This window comes from Pseudarthrobacter sp. NamE5, assembly GCF_005796225.1.
Taxonomy (GTDB): domain Bacteria; phylum Actinomycetota; class Actinomycetes; order Actinomycetales; family Micrococcaceae; genus Arthrobacter.
In genome coordinates, this window is record NZ_VAHO01000002.1 from 239,079 (window position 1) to 256,216 (window position 17,138).

The following is a 17,138-nucleotide window of genomic DNA, read 5'->3' on the forward strand; positions in this document are numbered from 1 at the left end:
CGCGGCCCGGAACCGTGTCCCGGCCGGTGCGGGCGGTCATCGCGTCTCCCTTCCCATTCCTTCGTACCCTCCCGGTGGCTGCGGTCCGAAGTCGCCATACGCCTTTAGCCAGCGCGCCAGGCGGGCGTACGCGTCGGCACGCACCGCAGCGGGGGAGAGGAACACATCATGCAGCGCGCCGTCGATCCGCTCCACAGTCACTGTGCGGCCAAGGGTGAGTGCCCGCGCAGCAATCACATTGACGTCAAGGACGGCATCCCTCCGCCGCATCTCCTCGGACCAGAAAAGCCCGTTGGCGCTTCCGCGGGAGAGCAGGACAAGGATGGGAACGTCAATGTTCAACCCGCGCGCCACCTTCGTGTGCCCGGCCAGCACGGCACTGAGCCAGCCCGCCCGCACGGGAAACGCCATCGGCGGGCGGTAACGGTCATCCAGGGACCACTCGCCGTCTGCCGAACTGCTGATGGTCCGCCAATAGAAGCCCCGCTCCGGAAGCCGGAGTACGGCCTCCGGACGGAACCGGGCAACGGGCCCCACCATGCTGGACGCCGCCCGCCGGACCAGTGAACTGCCATGCATCTCAAGCCAGGGGCTATTCAGCACGAGCCGCGACACCTCGCCCGGATGTCTGCTGGCCCACAGGACCGCCACCAGCCCCCCGGTCGAATGGCCCATGACGGTCAATGACGGGTCACCGCTCTCCCGGCCGATCAGCTTGCAGGCGGCGTTGATTTCTGCGTCGTAGTCCTCGAGGTTGGCCACGTAGCCCCCCGGGAAGTCCGGACGCAGGCTGCGGCCGTGGTTGTGCATGTCGAGTGCGTAAAAGTCATAACCTGCCGAGGACCAGAATCGGGCCAGGTCGACATTGAAGAAGTAGTCGCTCCAACCGTGAAGAAAAAGGACCGCCCTGCGCGGCGGGGAAGGCAGTGAGACGGTGGCCGGACGGAACCGGACCAGGGTGGCGGTGCGCTCCACGCCGTCCGGCCCGGCGGCGAGGAAGGCATGGGACTCGAATTCATCACCCAAAATGTCCTGCTGCCATTCCATGGCATTATGCTAATCCGCTCCCGTTTTGGCCGGGTCCGTTTGGCCTGCCGGCTCCAAGGCGGAAAACTAGAGGCATGCGCATCTACCCCACTTTTTTCAGGCTGGCCTTTTCATGGATGGACGCCGAGCGCGCCCACAAAATCGGGTTCATGGGTATCAGACTTGCGCATCGCTCCGGCGCGGGAAAGGTTCTGGAGAAGCTGACGGCACCCGACCAGTCACTGCGGACAACGGCTTTCGGCATCACCTTTCCGTCGCCCTTCGGGCTTGCTGCCGGCTTTGACAAGGAAGGGCACGGTATCGAGGCCCTGACGGAGCTCGGGTTCGGTCATGTGGAAGTGGGCACCATCACCGGACAGGCCCAGCCGGGCAACGAGAAGCCGCGGCTGTTCCGCCTGGTCCAGGACCGCGCCGTCATCAACCGGATGGGCTTCAACAACGACGGCGCCGCCGCCGTCGCCCCCCGGCTCAGGGCCGCCCGTGCTGCGCTCCAGCGCCGGCACCCGGGCGTCCGCCCGATCATCGGTGTCAATATCGGCAAGACCAAGGCAGTGGAACTGGCAGACGCTGTGGAGGACTACCTGGTCAGCGCCCGCAGCCTTGCACCCGCTGCGGACTACCTGGTGGTCAATGTGAGCTCGCCCAATACCCCCGGGCTGCGTCTGCTGCAGGACGTGGAGTCGCTCCGCCCCCTGCTCAGCGCCGTGGGCGGGGAAGCCGACAGGGCAGCGGGACGGCACGTCCCCCTGCTCGTCAAGATAGCCCCCGATCTCGCCGACGAGGATATCGACGACGTCGCGCGCCTTGCGCTGGACCTCAAGCTGGACGGCATCATTGCCACCAACACCACCATCTCCCGGACGGGGCTGACGTCATCCAGGGAGCAGGTGGAGAAATGCGGCGCGGGCGGGCTTTCCGGTGCTCCGCTGAAGAAGCGGTCGCTGGAGGTACTGCGCCGGCTCAGGAAGACCACGGGAAACGCGCTCACCCTGGTTGCCGTCGGTGGTGTCGAAACAGCGCAGGACGTGCAGGACAGGCTTGACGCCGGGGCAACCCTGGTCCAGGGCTACACGGCATTCCTCTACGAGGGGCCCTTTTGGGCAGCCCGCATCAACCGGGAGCTGGCGAAAAACCGGCGGTCCTGAATTTTTCTGGCGGTACTGGAACCGCTCAAAGCGAAAACCCCGGCGGGCGTCCGCCGGGGTTTTACTGATTTTTGTGGTGTCCAGTCTTCTTCCTGAGCCGGACATGGTGGGGTTCAGGAAGGGTACTGCCCGCGTTTGACCTGCGGCTTGGGCAGCCGGAGCTTGCGGAACTGCAGGGAACGCATGGAGCCGTACCAGACGGTCCCGCGTTCGACCTCGCCAAACTTCGCGGTCAGCCGTTTGCGGAGCTGGCGGGACAGGATAAAGACATCCACGAAGACAGCCAGGAACATCACCCAGAATCCGCCCAGCACGTAGATCATCAGGTCACTGGACGCCGGCACCACCAGTGATACGAGGACGAAGACCAGGGCACCGAACATCAGGTACTCCCCGAGGCTGAACCGGGCGTCCACGAAATCGCGGGCGAAGCGTTTCTGCGGGCCCTTGTCCCGGAGGGGGAGGAACCTTTCGTCCCCGGTGTCCAGGGCCTGGCGCATCTTAAGTCGCTGCTCCTGGACGGCCTGGCGCTCGGCGGCCTTGGATGCTTTGCGGTCCTCCGGGACGAGCGGCCGCCTGCGGGCTGCCTCCTGTGCCTTCCGGGTAGGCGTGGGGGCACCCTTGCCGCTCACGCGGGATGCCTCCGCCGCGGCTTCTGCAGCCTGTTGGTCTACTGTTTGCTGCGCCGAGGGCGCTTCCTTCTTACGTCCGAACACCTGACCAGAATACCTTGCGGAGGCTGACGGAATTCATCCCGCACCCGCCCTCTCCGGCGCAAGCTGATGTGGCGCAGGTAATGTTTCGGCCATGACTTCATCGCCAACGGCCATGCCGCAGAATCCCAAAGGCACCGCATCCCCGGGCCTCGCCGAAAACAGCTGGACGGAAGAACTCCGCAGCTCGATCGACCAGGCCTTCGGGCAAACGCTGGAACGCCTGAAAAACCTCGTTGCCATTCCAGGCATAGCCTGGCCCAGCTTCGAACGCGCACCCCTGGAACGCAGTGCGGAAGCAGTTGCGGACCTGCTCCGGGAAGCTGGCCTTGGCAATGTGCAGATCCTGGGCTGCGACAAGCCGGACGGCACGCCGGGAGGTCCCGCCGTCGTCGCCTCCCGACCTGCCGCGAAGGGTAAGCCGACCATCCTCCTGTACGCCCACCACGACGTCCAGCCCACCGGCGATGAAAGGTTATGGGAAACAGAGCCGTTCCAGGCAGTGGAAAAGGATGGGCGGCTGTACGGCCGCGGCGCCGCTGACGACAAAGCCGGGATCATGGCTCACATAGCCGCCTATGCGGCAGTTTCGGAAGTGCTTGGCAGCACATTCGGCCTGGGCGTGACGTTCTTTTTTGAAGGCGAAGAAGAAGCCGGCTCACCCACGTTCCGTTCCTTCCTGGAGGCCAACCGTGAGCTGCTCCGGGCTGACGTCATCGTCGTGGCGGACTCGAGCAACTGGAAGGTGGGCATCCCCGCCCTCACCACCAGCCTGAGGGGCCTCGTAGACGGCACGATTGGGGTCCAGGTCCTTGAGCACGCCGTTCATTCGGGCATGTACGGCGGGCCCGTACTGGATGCGCCCACGCTGCTGTCCAGGCTCATTGCCACCCTGCACGATGACGAGGGAAATGTTGCCATCGAGGGACTCGTGGCAAAGGATACGGCCACGGTGGAACTTCCCGAAGCGGACTACCGGGCCGACGCATCAGTGCTCGACGGCGTCCGGCTGGCGGGCTCGGGCAGCATCGCCTCGCGGCTTTGGACCAAGCCTGCCCTGTCCATCATCGGGTTCGATGCTCCCTCCGTGGAGGCGGCCTCGAATACTTTGTTGCCCACCGCACGTGCGAAGTTCAGCCTGCGCCTGGCGCCGGGGCAGAATCCCGGCGGGGCCATGGATGCCGTTCGCCGGCATGTGGAGGCGAATGCGCCGTTCGGGGCGAAGGTGATGTTCACCCCGGGGGAGAGCGGCAACCCGTTCCAGACTGATACTTCTTCCCCCGCCGCTTCAGTGGCCATGTGGGCCCTGGGAGAGGCATGGGGGGTGCCGGCGGTGGAAACAGGAATTGGCGGTTCCATCCCCTTCATTGCCGACCTCACCGAGATGTATCCGGATGTGCAGATCCTGGTGACCGGGGTGGAGGATCCCGACTCACGCGCCCACAGCGCCAACGAGTCCCTGCACCTTGGGGACTTCCGTAAGGCGATCCTTGCCGAAGCGCTGCTTCTGGCACGGATCAACGCCGAGGGCCTGTAGGGGGAGGAGTCCGGAGGGAACAACCGGGACGCGTACATGGTTACGTCTGGAGTTAGAGCTACAGGTGCGCCCCGCGTAGCATGTAGCTATAGCCCATACCGTATCCGTAGGGGCAGGCACCGCCAGCGCGGGGCCGCCAGACCGTCCTAAGAAGGTAGGCCAATGAGCACCGCAACCAATGAGAACAGCACCGGTACCACCAGCACGGCCAGTGATGAACTGCCCGTCCACGAGGTCAATCTGACTGACGTCGCAGCAGGCAAGGTACGCAGTCTTCTCGAACAGGAAGGCCGTACCGATCTGCGCCTCCGGGTTGCCGTGCAGCCCGGCGGCTGCTCGGGGCTGATCTACCAGCTCTACTTTGATGAGCGGCTCCTGGACGGAGACGCAGTCCGTGACTTTGACGGCGTTGAAGTGGTGGTGGACAAGATGAGCGTGCCTTACCTCAGCGGCGCAAGCATCGACTTTGAGGACACCATTTCCAAGCAGGGCTTCACCATCGACAACCCGAACGCCGGCGGCTCCTGCGCCTGCGGGGACTCGTTCCACTAAGCCGGTTATTTCGCCCGGTGTCGGCGCCGTGCCACCTGCCGTGAACAACGGCCAGGGGGCACGGCGCCGACATGTGGGCGAAACTCCCGGCGGAGCGGTAAGCTCTACACCAAGTAGTAAAACTTTTCGTGTGCCCGGGGCGGCCAAGTCTGCCCGGACAACAGCAACAAGTAGGAAGGGCCGTCTGTGAGTTCGCAGAACCGAACCGGCAGCCGACGCAAAACGATCACCACGATCTCAAGCTTGGCGATTGCCGGCGCGTTGGTTTTGACCGGATGTTCGCCAGAGGTAGAGAAGGGGTGGCTGCCCACTGAACGTGGCACCACCAGCAACACCGACCGCATCATGGACCTCTGGGTCAACTCATGGATTGCCGCCCTGGTTGTGGGCATCATTACCTGGGGCCTGATCGTCTGGTGCCTGGTCGCGTACCGCCGCCGCAAGGGCACTGTCGGGTTCCCGCGGCAGACCAGCTTCAACCTCCCGCTGGAGGTCTTCTACCTGACCATCCCGCTGTTCATGGTGGTGGTGTTCTTCTACTTCACCGACCGCGACCAGCAGGCGATCGATGACCGTTCGCAGCCTGCCGACGTCGTTGTTGACGTCCGCGGCAAGCAGTGGGCCTGGGACTTCAACTACAAAGCAGGCGACGTCATCGAAGAGGACGTCCACGAGGCAGGCGTTCAGACCAGCCTGACCGGCAACCCCATCGACAAGGAACAGATGCCAACGCTGTACCTGCCGGTGAACAGGTCCGTTGACCTCGAGCTCAACGCCCGCGACGTCATTCACTCCTTCTGGGTTCCCGCCTTCCTTCAGAAGCGCGACATGATCCCGGGCAAGACCAACTACATCAGGTTCACCCCCACTAAAGAGGGCACCTACGACGGCAAGTGCGCCGAACTTTGCGGTGAGTACCACTCCGAAATGCTGTTCCGCGTCAAGGTGGTGCCGGAAGCTGAATTCCAGGCCCACATGGACGATCTGCGCGAAGCAGGCAACACGGGCCTGCTCGGCGTGGAGTATGACCGCAACCCGAACGTGAACGACATTAAGTAAGGGGAGCGACGTGGCTACGTACACTCAATCCGCACCCACCGGAGTCCTGGCGGCTCCCGTGGTTCCGAAATCCAAGGGGCGCATCGTCGTCAACTGGATTACCTCCACTGACCACAAGACCATCGGGTACATGTACCTGATCGCGTCCTTCGTCTTCTTCTGCCTGGGCGGCGTAATGGCGCTGCTCATCCGTGCCGAACTCTTTGAGCCGGGCATGCAGATCCTGCAGACCAAGGAGCAGTACAACCAGCTGTTCACCATGCACGGCACCGTGATGCTGCTGATGTTCGCTACCCCGCTCTTCGCCGGCTTCGCGAATGTCATCATGCCGCTGCAGATCGGTGCTCCCGATGTCGCCTTCCCGCGACTGAACGCATTGGCTTTCTGGTTCTTCCTGTTCGGCTCCACCATCGCCGTGTCCGGCTTCATCACCCCGCAGGGAGCAGCGTCCTTTGGCTGGTTCGCCTACGCGCCGCTGTCCAACACCACCTTCAGTCCCGGCATCGGTGGTGACCTGTGGGTCTTCGGCCTGGCGTTGTCCGGCTTCGGTACCATCCTGGGCGCAGTCAACTTCATCACCACCATCATCTGCATGCGTGCTCCCGGCATGACCATGTGGCGGATGCCGATCTTCACCTGGAACACCCTGGTGACCGCAATCCTGGTGCTGATGGCGTTCCCGCCGCTGGCCGCCGCACTGTTCGCACTCGGCGCCGACCGTCGCTTCGGGGCGCACATCTTCGACCCGGAGAACGGCGGTGCGGTCCTCTGGCAGCACCTGTTCTGGTTCTTCGGCCACCCCGAGGTGTACATCATCGCGCTGCCGTTCTTCGGCATCGTGTCCGAGATCTTCCCGGTGTTCAGCCGCAAGCCGATCTTCGGCTACAAGGGCCTGGTCTACGCCACGATCGCCATCGCGGCCCTGTCGGTGACGGTATGGGCGCACCACATGTATGTCACCGGCGCTGTGCTGCTGCCGTTCTTCGCCTTCATGACCATGCTGATCGCAGTGCCTACGGGTGTGAAGTTCTTCAACTGGATCGGCACCATGTGGCGCGGATCGCTGACCTTTGAAACCCCCATGCTGTGGAGCATCGGCTTCCTGATCACGTTCCTCTTTGGCGGACTGACGGGCATTATCCTGGCTTCACCGCCGCTGGACTTCCACGTCTCCGATTCCTACTTCGTGGTGGCGCACTTCCACTACGTGGTGTTCGGCACCGTGGTATTCGCGATGTTCGCCGGTTTCTACTTCTGGTGGCCCAAGTTCACCGGAAAGATGCTGAACGAACGCCTGGGCAAGATCCACTTCTGGCTGCTCTTCCTGGGCTTCCACGGCACCTTCCTCATCCAGCACTGGCTGGGCGTCGAAGGCATGCCGCGCCGATACGCAGACTACCTGGTGGAGGACAACTTCACCTGGATGAACCAGTTCTCCACCGTCGCATCATTCGTCCTGGGCGCATCGCTGATCCCCTTCTTCTGGAACGTCTACATCACGTGGCGCAGCGCCGAGAAGGTCCAAGTGGATGACCCGTGGGGCTTCGGCGCTTCCCTGGAGTGGGCCACGTCCTGCCCGCCGCCGCGGCACAACTTCACCTCGTTGCCCCGAATCCGTTCGGAGCGTCCCGCCCTGGACCTGCACCACCCGGAGCTGCGCCAGGTACACACCGTTGAATCACCGGCTCCTGCAGCCCAGGCACTCGGAAACGCCGACCAGAAGGACAACTAACGATGAAAATTGAATCTTGGATCTTTGGTGCAGGAGTTTTCTTCTTCGTTCCCGTCTCCCTGATTTACGGGTTCCTCACCAACTGGGGTGAGTGGGTGGGCATCCTCGGGATCCTGCTCGTGGGCGGCCTTGCCGGCATGATCGGGGGATACCTCGGCTTCACCGGAAAGCGCGTTGGCCTGCGTCCTGAGGACCGCAGCGACGCTGAAATCCATGAGGGCGCCGGCGAGCAGGGTCACTTCAGCCCCTGGAGCTGGTGGCCGCTGGTTCTTGGCATCTCCTGCGCAACAGGCTTCCTGGGCCTGGCAGTAGGTTTCTGGATTGTTTACATCGCTGCGGGCCTGGCAGTTGTTGCCCTTGTGGGCTGGGTGTATGAATACAGCCGCGGAGACCACGCGCACTAGAAGAGCAGTACATATATAAACGACGTCGGGCCCCATCAGATCTGGTGGGGCCCGACGTCGTTTATGTCCGTCTTAGCAGCGGCTTAGACGGTGCCCTGTGACTCCAAAAGCTCACCCAGCGTCCGGAGGGCCTCCTTAGCTTTTTCGCGGCTCAGGCGACCGTCGAGGGCCGTTTCGCTGATCCCCAGTTCCACTTCACAGCCCTGGGGAAAGTCAGCCGTCATCACCTGCAGCAGGGACCTGGCGTCGACACCCGCGCTGCCTTCCTTGGTGATGGTGACCGGAAGTCCGGTCTCGTTAACAGCCCGTACAAAAATGGCGGCAGGTCGTGCGTGCAGCCCGATGGCTGCTGTGACCACGGCCTTGTGTGTTGGCAAAGGGACTCCTTCATGGCGACGGCCCCCAACCGCCGGTTCGAATTTTCCTGACAAATATAGCTGTCCGGCCTACTGCCCCGCCAAACGGGCAGAGGGGGGAGAAAACGTGGTCTAGACCTGCACTAAAATTCAGGTGTGGATTTCAAAGCAGGAGAGATGACCCATGGCTGCTAGTGCCGCAGCCATCACTGGCAACATCGACCGTGCAAGCGGCGTAGCCATCTATATCCAGCTGCGCGAGATACTCCGTTCCTACATTGCAGAGTCGTGCCCGCCGGGGTCGGCTTTGCCCTCAGAACGTGATCTCGCCGAACGTTTCGGCCTTGCCCGGATGACAGTGCGCCAGGCGATTGATGCCTTGGTCGGCGAAGAGGTTATTGAGCGGGTCGTAGGCCTGGGCACCTTCGTCCGCCGGCCCAAATTGGATCTCCAGGTAAAGCTCACTTCCTACAGTGAGGAAATGCAGCGCCGCGGGATGGTCCCCGCGGCGAAGGTCCTTAGCTTTGAGCAGATTGGCGCGAGTGCCTTCCTGGCCCGTGAACTGCAGCTGGACGAGGGGACACCCTTGGTGCGTTTCCGGCGCCTGCTGCTGGCCGACGGTGAGCCCATGAGCGTTGACGAAAACTTCATTCCCGCCCATCGCGTGCCGGGCCTGCTGGACGGTGAACCGCCAACGTCCCTGTACAACGTTCTTAGCGAGCAGTTCGGGCTGGTGATGGAATGGGGCGAGGACATGATTGAGGCTACTGCAGCATCCCCGTCCACCGCGCGGCTGCTGAACGTGGAGGTTGGCTCACCGCTCTTGAAGATCCAGCGGCACGCCTTTGTTGCACGGGCTATGGTGGATTATTCCGTGTCGTACTACCGGGCAGACAGATACAAGCTGTGGGTGCCGCTGCAGCGGCCGGGCGCACGCAGGGCGCGCAATCACTGAACATGCCGCGCACGTGCCGAGGCGCCCGGTAGCTGCAGCAACAACTTAGCGGTTTATACGGAAAGAGGAAGGCCCGGTCCAGTGGACCGGGCCTTCCTTGTATGCACTGTTCGAACCTAGTGGGACAGGCTCTTTGCTTCCTCTGGCGCCTCAACTGCTGCATGGCCGTGACCGTGGGCAGCTTCCAGCTCAGCGGGAGTGGCAGGGGCAACGCGGTCCTCGAAGAACCACTTGGAGAGGAATGCGCGGCGCTTTTCCTTGCGCGTCACCACGCCGTGCTCGTTCGGGACTGCAGGCAGGACCTCGGGTGATTCAAAGCCCACCAGTTTGTACCGCTTGTATTCGTCCAGCGGCGCGTGCACCTCGATGAACTCACCGTGCGGAAGGCGTACGATCCGTCCGGTCTCCCGTCCGTGAAGGGCGATCTCGCGGTCCTTGCGCTGAAGGGCCAGGGCCACACGCTTGGTGACGATGAACGCGATGATCGGGCCAACGAAGAACAGGGTCCGCAGCCAGTAGGTCACGTCGTTCAGCGATACACCGAAGTGCGTTGCGATGAGGTCGGAACCTGCGGCTGCCCACATTACGCAGTACCAAACGAAACCGGCCATGCCTATGGCGGTACGGGTCGGAGCGTTGCGGGGACGGTCCAGGACGTGGTGCTCACGGTCGTCCTTGGTGATCCAACGTTCGATCCACGGGTACATGAACATGACCGTGAACAGGATTCCGGCAGGCACGAGGGCCGGCAGCAGGACGTTGAAGCTGAAGACGTAGCCGAACCAGTCCTGCTCTACCTGCCAGTCACCCAAGGTGCCTGGCATCAGGCGCAAGGCGCCATCGACGAAACCGATGTACCAGTCGGGCTGGGTACCGGCCGAGACGGGGGAGGGGTCGTAGGGACCGTAGTTCCAGATCGGGTTGATGGTGAAGAAGCCTGCCATGAGGGCAAGTACACCGAAGACGATGAAGAAGAATCCACCGGCCTTGGCAGCGTAGACGGGGCCAAGCGGGTAACCCACGACGTTGTTGTCGTTGCGGCCGGGGCCGGGGTACTGGGTGTGCTTGTGGATGACCACCATAAAGAGGTGCAGGACGATCATCAGGAGGATCAGCGCCGGCACCAACAGGATGTGCAGCACGTACAGGCGGCCGATGATGGCCGTACCCGGGAACTCCCCGCCGAAGAGGAAGAACGAGATGTAGGTGCCAATGACCGGAATCGACTTGATAACGCCGTCGATGATGCGCAGGCCGTTGCCGGACAGCAGGTCATCGGGGAGGGAGTAACCGGTGAAGCCGGCAGCCATGGCCAGGATGAGCAGGACGCCGCCCACAACCCAGTTCATTTCACGGGGCCGGCGGAAAGCGCCGGTGAAGAACACGCGCAGCATGTGTACCGCGATGGAAGCCACGAACAGCAGGGCTGCCCAGTGGTGGACCTGCCTCATGAAGAGCCCGCCGCGGACATCGAAGGAGATGTCCAGTGACGAGTTGTAGGCCACCGACATCTCCACGCCCTTGAGGGGAACGTACGAGCCGTCGTAGTGGGTTTCCGCCATGGACGGATCAAAGAAGAATGTCAGGAATGTTCCGGACAGCAACAGGATGACGAAGGAGTAGAGGGCTACTTCACCAAACATGAAGGACCAGTGGTCCGGAAAGACCTTGCGGCCGAACTCCCTGAGGATTCCGGAACCGCCAACACGTGAATCGACGAAGTCGGTGAACCGGCCTGTCTTGGTTTTGGCGGCGAAAGCGGGCTCAGCTGTTGACGCTGCGCTCATGCATATCACGCTCCCAGTAACTTGGTCCTACAGGTTCTTTGAAGTCGCTGGTTGCGACCAGGTAGCCCTCGTCATCAACTGCGATGGGCAGCTGGGGGAGGGGCCGGCTGGCGGGGCCGAAGATCACCTTGCACTCTTGAGTCAGGTCAAAGGTGGACTGGTGGCACGGGCACAGCAGGTGGTGCGTCTGCTGCTCGTAAAGAGCAACCGGGCAACCGACGTGGGTGCAGATCTTGGAGTAGGCAACGATGCCGTTGTAGCCCCAGTCCTCGCGGCCCTCGGAAGGGTTCAGGGAATCGGGGTCCAGGCGCATCAGCAGGACAACCGCTTTTGCCTTTTCGTTGAGCTTGCCTTCGTGAAGTTCGTTGAGTCCTTCGGGAATGACGTGGAAAGCTGAGCCGATGGTGACGTCTGCCGCCCTGATGGGCGTACCGTCGGGGTCGCGGGCGAGGCGCTTCAGCTTGCCGTCCTGGGGAGCCCACATGGTGTGGGCCAGTTTCTCGTCCGGCCGCGGTCCGAGGTCGCCGAAGATTGCGACGGCGGGCAGCGGAGCGAGTGCCACTGCACCCAGCAGGGTGTTCCGGATCAGGGGACGGCGCTTGATGCCCGTCTCTTCAACGATGTCGTCGACAATACGGACAGCTGCCTGCCGGTCCTCTTCGTAGCGGATTGCGTGCCGCTCTTCCGAGACTTCGTGGTCCGGCATCAGGGCCTTGGCCCAGTGCACGATTCCTGTGCCGATGCCGAGCATCGCAAACGCAGTTCCCAGGCCCAGGAGCATGTTCTGCAGCCTGATGGTGCCAATGGTGGACTCTCCGCTTCCAAGATCGATGGCGAAGTACGCCACCAGGAAGATCAGGGTTCCAACAACAGAAATGCCAAACAGTAAGGCGACCTGCCGTTCTGCCCGCTTTGCGGCCTTCGGGTCCGTGTCAGCCAGGCGCAAACGGTGCGGAGGAATTCCAGGATCCTGGAATTTCTCCACCTCATTCTGACCAGCCGTAGCTACGGTGCCCGAGTGGTTCGGACTGCCGTCACTATGGTTGCCCATAATTCGCCTCATCCTTCTCTCGTCCCGGCTGTTGCCGGGTTAGTTTCTAATATCAAGCTGCTGACTGCTCAGCAGAAGTGCGGTGGTTCGCGGAGGTCAGGACGTCCGGGAAGTCAGCCAGATGGTGAAGGCGATGATCACGCCAAGACCTGCGACCCATACGAAGAGGCCTTCTGCAACCGGACCCAGAGATCCTAGGTCGGCGCCGCCGGGCGAACCCGTGGTTTCGATCTGCTTGAGGAAGGTGATGATGTCGCGCTTGCCTTCGGGGGTGATGTTGGAGTCGCTGAAGACCGGCATGTTCTGCGGGCCGGTCACCATGGCTTCGTAGATGTGCTTGCCGGAGACATCTGCCAAGGCAGGTGCGAACTTGCCGCGCGTCAGTGCGCCGCCTGCTGCTGCTGCGTTGTGGCACATGGCGCAGTTGGTGCGGAAGAGCTCGCCGCCGGCCGCTGCGTCACCGCCTTCGTCCAGCAGGCTTTCTTCAGGAACTGCCGGGCCTGCGCCCAGGGAAGCCACATAGGCTGCAAGCTGGCGGGTCTGCTCGTCGTTGAACTGCACCGGCTTCTCAAGGGCCTGGGGACCGTTCATCTGCATCGGCATACGGCCGGTGCCCACTTGGAAGTCAACAGCGGCTGCGCCGACGCCGACCAGCGACGGGCCTGCCCCGCTTCCGCTTGCACCCATGCCGTGGCACGTGGCGCAGTTGGCGGCGAACAGTTTGCCGCCTTCTTCGACGTCGTTGGCGCTGTAGGAAGTCGTGGAAGCCTTGGCCTCGTTGACGGTGGTAGCCGCGGCATAGAGCCCACCCGTGATGAGGAGCCCCATCAGGAGCAGCGCTATTGCTGCAAGTGGGTGACGCCGCTTTTGTGAGAGTGCCTTCACGTGGTGGTTCCTTTATTCGTTCCTGCGCCGGCTCCGCGAGCCGCTACCTGAAATTCTGCCTCTTGTAGAAAAAGAATCAAAGCTGGCTACTTGAGTACGTAGATGACCAGGAAGAGGCCGATCCACACGACGTCCACGAAGTGCCAGTAGTAAGAGGTGACAATTGCGGAAGTGGCTTCAAAATGCCCGAACTTCTTGGCGGCGAACGCGCGTCCCATGATGAGGAGGAACGCGATGAGCCCGCCGATGACGTGGAGGCCGTGGAAGCCGGTGGTCATGTAGAAAGCGGAGCCGTAGGCATTGGAGTTGAGCGATACGTGCTCCGAAACCAGCATTGCGTACTCGGTTGCCTGGCCGGCAACGAAGAACGCACCCATGAGGAACGTCAGGGTGAACCATTCATTCATGCCCCAGCGGGCGAACTGGAACACCCCGCCGGTCCGGCGCGGTTGGAGCCGTTCGGCCGCGAAAACGCCCATCTGGCAAGTGAAGGAACTGGCCACGAGGACGATCGTGTTGGCGAGCGCAAAGGGGAAGTTGAGCTTTGCCGTCTCGTCCGCCCACATCTGTGCACTCGTCGAGCGCAGCGTGAAGTACATGGCGAAGAGACCGGCGAAGAACATCAACTCGCTGGACAGCCAAACAACGGTTCCAACGGAAACCATGTTGGGGCGGTTCAGCGTGGGGTGCGCCGGGGTACTGGGGGCATGGGTCGCAGATGTCACATAGACATTATGTCTGTAAAAGTCCGTGCTGCCCAACGCAAACCGCCTTTTCGGGGGACTTTTTCTACAAAGACGCGAAATCACGCCGGAAAGTTCCCGTGGGGGTTCATATTGGTCAGTCTCCTGCCACGATGGATAGCATCAGGAGGTGACTTCACAGGCTTCTGCACCGTCCGGCAACACTTGGCCCCGCCTGATCTCGGCTTTGATCGGAGGCTCGGACCTCACCGCGCACAACACTTCCTGGGCGATGGACGCCATCATGTCCGGTGAGGCTACGCCGGCCCAGATCGCCGGCTTCCTGGTGGCGCTCAGCGCAAAGGGTGAAACGGTAGAGGAACTTTCCGGCCTGGTGGATGCGATGCTTGCACACGCCAAGCCGATTTCCATCTCCGGTGAAAAGCTGGACATCGTGGGAACCGGGGGCGACCAGCTGAATACGGTGAACATCTCCACCATGGCGGCTCTTGTTGCTGCCGGCGCGGGCGCCAAAGTGGTCAAGCACGGCAACCGGGCTGCGTCGTCGTCGTCGGGTTCCGCGGACGTGCTGGAAGCGCTGGGAGTCCGGCTGGACCTGACCATCGAGGAGGTGGCCAGAAATGCGGAGGAAGCGGGCATCACCTTCTGCTTCGCGCAGGTTTTCCACCCGTCGTTCCGCCACACCGCCGTTCCCCGCCGCGAGCTGGCTGTTCCCACGGCCTTCAACTTCCTTGGCCCGCTCACTAACCCGGCCAATGTGCAGGCCTCGGCAGTCGGCGTCGCAAATGCGCGGATGGCTCCGCTGGTTGCCGGCGTCCTGGCCCAGCGGGGGAGCAGAGGACTGGTTTTCCGCGGCAACGACGGCCTTGATGAACTGACCACCACCGGGCCCTCTACTGTGTGGGAAATCCGCGAGGGCAGGGTGGCAGAGCTGACCTTCTCCCCGCAGGACCTCGGCATCGGCCTGGCCACGGTGGAGCAGCTTCGTGGTGGAGACGCCACTGTGAATGCCGCTGTTGTCCGTGACGTCCTCGCAGGCAAGGAAGGCCCGGCCCGGGACGCCGTCCTGGTCAATGCAGCCGCCGGGCTGGTGGCCTTTGACACCTTGGCCGAGGGACCTTTCCTGGAACGGATGCAGAACGCTTTCGCCCGTGCTGCCGAGTCCGTTGATTCCGGAGCCGCCGCAGCCGTCCTCGAGAAGTGGGTTTCGCTGACCGCTCGATGACAGCGGCCGTGCCACCCTGCCTACTGTTCGAAGCCCAGCGAAAAAGCCGCGTCCAGGTCATGCTGGGAATACGCACGGAAAGCGATGTGTGTGGTGGTGTGGACCACGGCAGGTACTTTGGAGAGCCGGTCCGCAATGACGTCCGCCAGGTCCTCGTGCCGGTGCACCCGGGCAACGGCAATAAGGTCCCATTCCCCGGTCACCGAGTACACCTCGCTGATCCCTTCGAGGGCGGAAATCTCCTCAGCAGTCTCGGGGATGCGGGCAGCGTCGGTCTTGATCAGAACGAATGCGGTGATCACGTTAAACCCTTCCGGATCTGTTGCGCCGAAGCAGTGGCCCGGCAAGCTTTTCACTGCTGTCAGCCTATTACACCAGCTACTTGCTGGGCGGCGGCTCCTGTTCAGGCGCGGCGCCGCCGGTTTAGGAACGCAAGCACAAGACGGTAGCCGAGCAGCAGGACTCCCAGACTGAGCAAGGCCACAATGACGAACGGGAGCACTACCGTCTGCCCGGTCAGGGCACGGAGCGCCATGCCTCCAGCCACGCTGCCCAGCCATACTGCCAGCCCGGCCCGGCGCACCGAGAGCGGGTGGCGCCATGCCCTGGCCGCCGTCCAGCCTAGTGCTGCTCCGGCAAGGAAAGGCCAGGCGGTCAGCAGCACGCCGGTCAGGACATCACCCCGCTGGTGGGCATCACGTCCGATGCCGGCAAACACCAGGATCAGGATGACGTCGGCCGCCGCCACGGCCGCAACTGGCAGGCCCCGGGTTGGCGGTTTTGCTGGCTGCACATCGCGGAAACTCATGCCTCCGAGCTTAATGCCCGCCAGCGCGCCGGCCTTATTCGCCGCCGCACACGGGCAGCACGAGGCAGTCCTGTCCCATCTGGAACCGTTGTGCAGCCTGAAGCTCCGCACTAGGCTCAACCCGGAAGGGAGCATCAATGCCACGCAAAATCGGGACCTGCCTCTGGTTCGACCACCAGGCGGAAGAAGCTGCCCAGTTCTACACATCGGTCTTTGATGACGCAAAGATCCTGAACATATCGCGGTTCGGCGAGGGCGGCCCTGGTCCGGCTGGAGCGGCGATCGCCGTCGACTTCGAACTGGAGGGGCGCGGCTTCACTGCCCTTAACGGCGCCAGGGGCTCCAGTTTTACGGATGCGGTCTCCTTCGTTGTTGAGTGCGAGGACCAGGCAGCCGTGGACAGGTACTGGACTGCGCTGACAGACGGCGGCACCGAAAGCCAGTGCGGGTGGCTGAAGGACCGCTTCGGGGTCGCCTGGCAGATCGTTCCGGCAGTCCTGCCGCAGTTGATCGCCGGTCCTGACCCGCACGGCGCGCAGCGCGCCATGGAGGCGATGCTGGGCATGCGCAAGCTGGATATAGCGGAACTGGAGAGGGCGTACGCCGGCTGAACAGAATGCAGCCGGTAGCTGCCGGCCCCGGTGCCCCACGAGCACTGGCGAAATCTAGGGCTGGGGCGGCATGCAGTACTCTCTGAAGGACTGGAAAGATGACGTTATCCGCAGCGGGAGGAACTGTGAACAAGCCGCTCTGGATTTCCTGCCTCCTTGGCGCGGCAGTAGGCATCACCCTTGGCCTGGCGGTCTTCGACAGCCCGTTCCTCGGGTTTGCCCTGGGGCTGGGTATCGGCGCGGTGGTGGGCGCCGCAATCGGTCCCAGGCGCTAGGGCCCAGCTCGAGGCCCTAATTCCGGCCATTCACTCCCGGCTGGCCGGCCAGCCAGCGCTTGACCACTGTTAGGACCTCCGCAGGGTCGGCCGTAACTATTGTGCTTGAATCGCTGCCTGGAGGCTCCCCGTAAGTAATCCTCGCTCGGAAACCCTGAGGGTGCCCCGGCTCATGCCATGCACGGATGACTATCGTGTCCGAAACCGGATTCTCCGGGACCGCCCCGGGGTCACCGACGGCTTCAGACCATTGGTGATCTCTCATTGTGCGGCCACCCCTTTCCGGTCTGCA

General features: G+C 62.9%; 19 protein-coding genes. 10 read left to right on the plus strand and 9 right to left on the minus strand.

From position 1 onward, the window contains the following. Positions 1–36: 36 nt before the first annotated feature. Complete coding sequence (locus tag FDW84_RS04315) at positions 37–1,047, minus strand: alpha/beta hydrolase (protein WP_138606901.1); 1,011 nt, start codon at positions 1,045–1,047, stop codon at positions 37–39. Between the two features lie 74 nt (positions 1,048–1,121). Between FDW84_RS04315 and FDW84_RS04320 the strand changes: the two genes are divergently transcribed. Beyond that, positions 1,122–2,192 carry a quinone-dependent dihydroorotate dehydrogenase gene (locus FDW84_RS04320; RefSeq protein ID WP_138606903.1) on the plus strand — a complete coding sequence of 357 codons (1,071 nt, stop codon included), beginning with the start codon at positions 1,122–1,124 and terminating at the stop codon, positions 2,190–2,192. 113 nt (positions 2,193–2,305) lie between these two features. Here the strand turns inward: FDW84_RS04320 and FDW84_RS04325 are convergent, their stop codons facing one another. Further along, positions 2,306–2,908 (minus strand): DUF3043 domain-containing protein, encoded by a 603-nt coding sequence (locus FDW84_RS04325; RefSeq protein ID WP_138606905.1) that lies wholly within the window; start codon positions 2,906–2,908, stop codon positions 2,306–2,308. Between the two features lie 91 nt (positions 2,909–2,999). Here FDW84_RS04325 and FDW84_RS04330 point away from each other — a divergent pair, with 91 nt between their 5' ends. From FDW84_RS04330 to FDW84_RS04350, 5 genes are all read left to right on the plus strand, one after another. After that, positions 3,000–4,442: a dipeptidase gene (locus tag FDW84_RS04330; RefSeq protein WP_138606907.1), complete on the plus strand. Its 1,443-nt coding sequence runs from the start codon at positions 3,000–3,002 to the stop codon at positions 4,440–4,442. Positions 4,443–4,604: 162 nt separating this feature from the next. Next, entirely contained in the window at positions 4,605–4,994 is a 390-nt protein-coding gene (locus tag FDW84_RS04335; RefSeq protein WP_138606909.1) for a HesB/IscA family protein, read from the plus strand. 186 nt (positions 4,995–5,180) lie between these two features. Continuing rightward, on the plus strand, positions 5,181–6,053 hold the full coding sequence (coxB, locus tag FDW84_RS04340; protein ID WP_138606911.1) for an aa3-type cytochrome oxidase subunit II: 873 nt from the start codon (positions 5,181–5,183) through the stop codon (positions 6,051–6,053). Positions 6,054–6,063: 10 nt separating this feature from the next. Further along, positions 6,064–7,785: an aa3-type cytochrome oxidase subunit I gene (gene ctaD / locus FDW84_RS04345; protein ID WP_138606913.1), complete on the plus strand. Its 1,722-nt coding sequence runs from the start codon at positions 6,064–6,066 to the stop codon at positions 7,783–7,785. Positions 7,786–7,787: 2 nt separating this feature from the next. Further along, on the plus strand, positions 7,788–8,189 hold the full coding sequence (locus FDW84_RS04350) for a cytochrome c oxidase subunit 4 (RefSeq protein WP_138133752.1): 402 nt from the start codon (positions 7,788–7,790) through the stop codon (positions 8,187–8,189). An 83-nt stretch (positions 8,190–8,272) separates the two neighbouring features. On the opposite strand, the gene FDW84_RS04355 is transcribed toward FDW84_RS04350, so the two are convergent. Next, complete coding sequence (locus FDW84_RS04355) at positions 8,273–8,566, minus strand: HPr family phosphocarrier protein (protein ID WP_138606915.1); 294 nt, start codon at positions 8,564–8,566, stop codon at positions 8,273–8,275. Between the two features lie 163 nt (positions 8,567–8,729). Between FDW84_RS04355 and FDW84_RS04360 the strand changes: the two genes are divergently transcribed. Next, positions 8,730–9,500, plus strand: a complete 771-nt coding sequence (locus tag FDW84_RS04360) for a GntR family transcriptional regulator (RefSeq protein WP_138606918.1) — start codon at positions 8,730–8,732, stop codon at positions 9,498–9,500. 116 nt (positions 9,501–9,616) lie between these two features. Here the strand turns inward: FDW84_RS04360 and FDW84_RS04365 are convergent, their stop codons facing one another. From FDW84_RS04365 to FDW84_RS04380, 4 genes are all read right to left on the minus strand, one after another. Continuing rightward, positions 9,617–11,287: a cytochrome bc1 complex cytochrome b subunit gene (locus FDW84_RS04365; protein ID WP_138606920.1), complete on the minus strand. Its 1,671-nt coding sequence runs from the start codon at positions 11,285–11,287 to the stop codon at positions 9,617–9,619. Next, on the minus strand, positions 11,265–12,338 hold the full coding sequence (locus FDW84_RS04370; RefSeq protein ID WP_138606923.1) for a cytochrome bc1 complex Rieske iron-sulfur subunit: 1,074 nt from the start codon (positions 12,336–12,338) through the stop codon (positions 11,265–11,267). The genes FDW84_RS04365 and FDW84_RS04370 overlap by 23 nt, the downstream gene beginning before the upstream one ends. Before the next feature lie 96 nt (positions 12,339–12,434). After that, a complete protein-coding gene (locus tag FDW84_RS04375; protein ID WP_138606925.1) occupies positions 12,435–13,223 on the minus strand; it encodes a cytochrome bc1 complex diheme cytochrome c subunit in 789 nt (262 codons plus the stop codon). Positions 13,224–13,309: 86 nt separating this feature from the next. After that, positions 13,310–13,984: an aa3-type cytochrome oxidase subunit III gene (locus tag FDW84_RS04380; protein WP_240720081.1), complete on the minus strand. Its 675-nt coding sequence runs from the start codon at positions 13,982–13,984 to the stop codon at positions 13,310–13,312. 112 nt (positions 13,985–14,096) lie between these two features. Here FDW84_RS04380 and trpD point away from each other — a divergent pair, with 112 nt between their 5' ends. After that, a complete protein-coding gene (trpD, locus tag FDW84_RS04385; protein WP_138606927.1) occupies positions 14,097–15,152 on the plus strand; it encodes an anthranilate phosphoribosyltransferase in 1,056 nt (351 codons plus the stop codon). Between the two features lie 20 nt (positions 15,153–15,172). On the opposite strand, the gene FDW84_RS04390 is transcribed toward trpD, so the two are convergent. Together FDW84_RS04390 and FDW84_RS04395 are read right to left on the minus strand one after the other, a co-directional pair. Beyond that, complete coding sequence (locus FDW84_RS04390) at positions 15,173–15,454, minus strand: Lrp/AsnC family transcriptional regulator (protein WP_138133876.1); 282 nt, start codon at positions 15,452–15,454, stop codon at positions 15,173–15,175. A gap of 101 nt (positions 15,455–15,555) precedes the next feature. After that, positions 15,556–15,960, minus strand: coding sequence for a DUF3054 domain-containing protein (locus FDW84_RS04395; protein WP_138606929.1), 405 nt, complete (start codon positions 15,958–15,960; stop codon positions 15,556–15,558). 137 nt (positions 15,961–16,097) lie between these two features. Here FDW84_RS04395 and FDW84_RS04400 point away from each other — a divergent pair, with 137 nt between their 5' ends. Together FDW84_RS04400 and FDW84_RS19215 are read left to right on the plus strand one after the other, a co-directional pair. Next, the gene (locus FDW84_RS04400; protein ID WP_138606931.1) at positions 16,098–16,571 is read left to right on the plus strand and encodes a VOC family protein; all 474 of its coding nucleotides are present in this window, start codon (positions 16,098–16,100) and stop codon (positions 16,569–16,571) included. A 98-nt stretch (positions 16,572–16,669) separates the two neighbouring features. Next, entirely contained in the window at positions 16,670–16,846 is a 177-nt protein-coding gene (locus FDW84_RS19215; protein ID WP_171046639.1) for a hypothetical protein, read from the plus strand. The last annotated feature ends 292 nt before the right edge of the window (positions 16,847–17,138 follow it).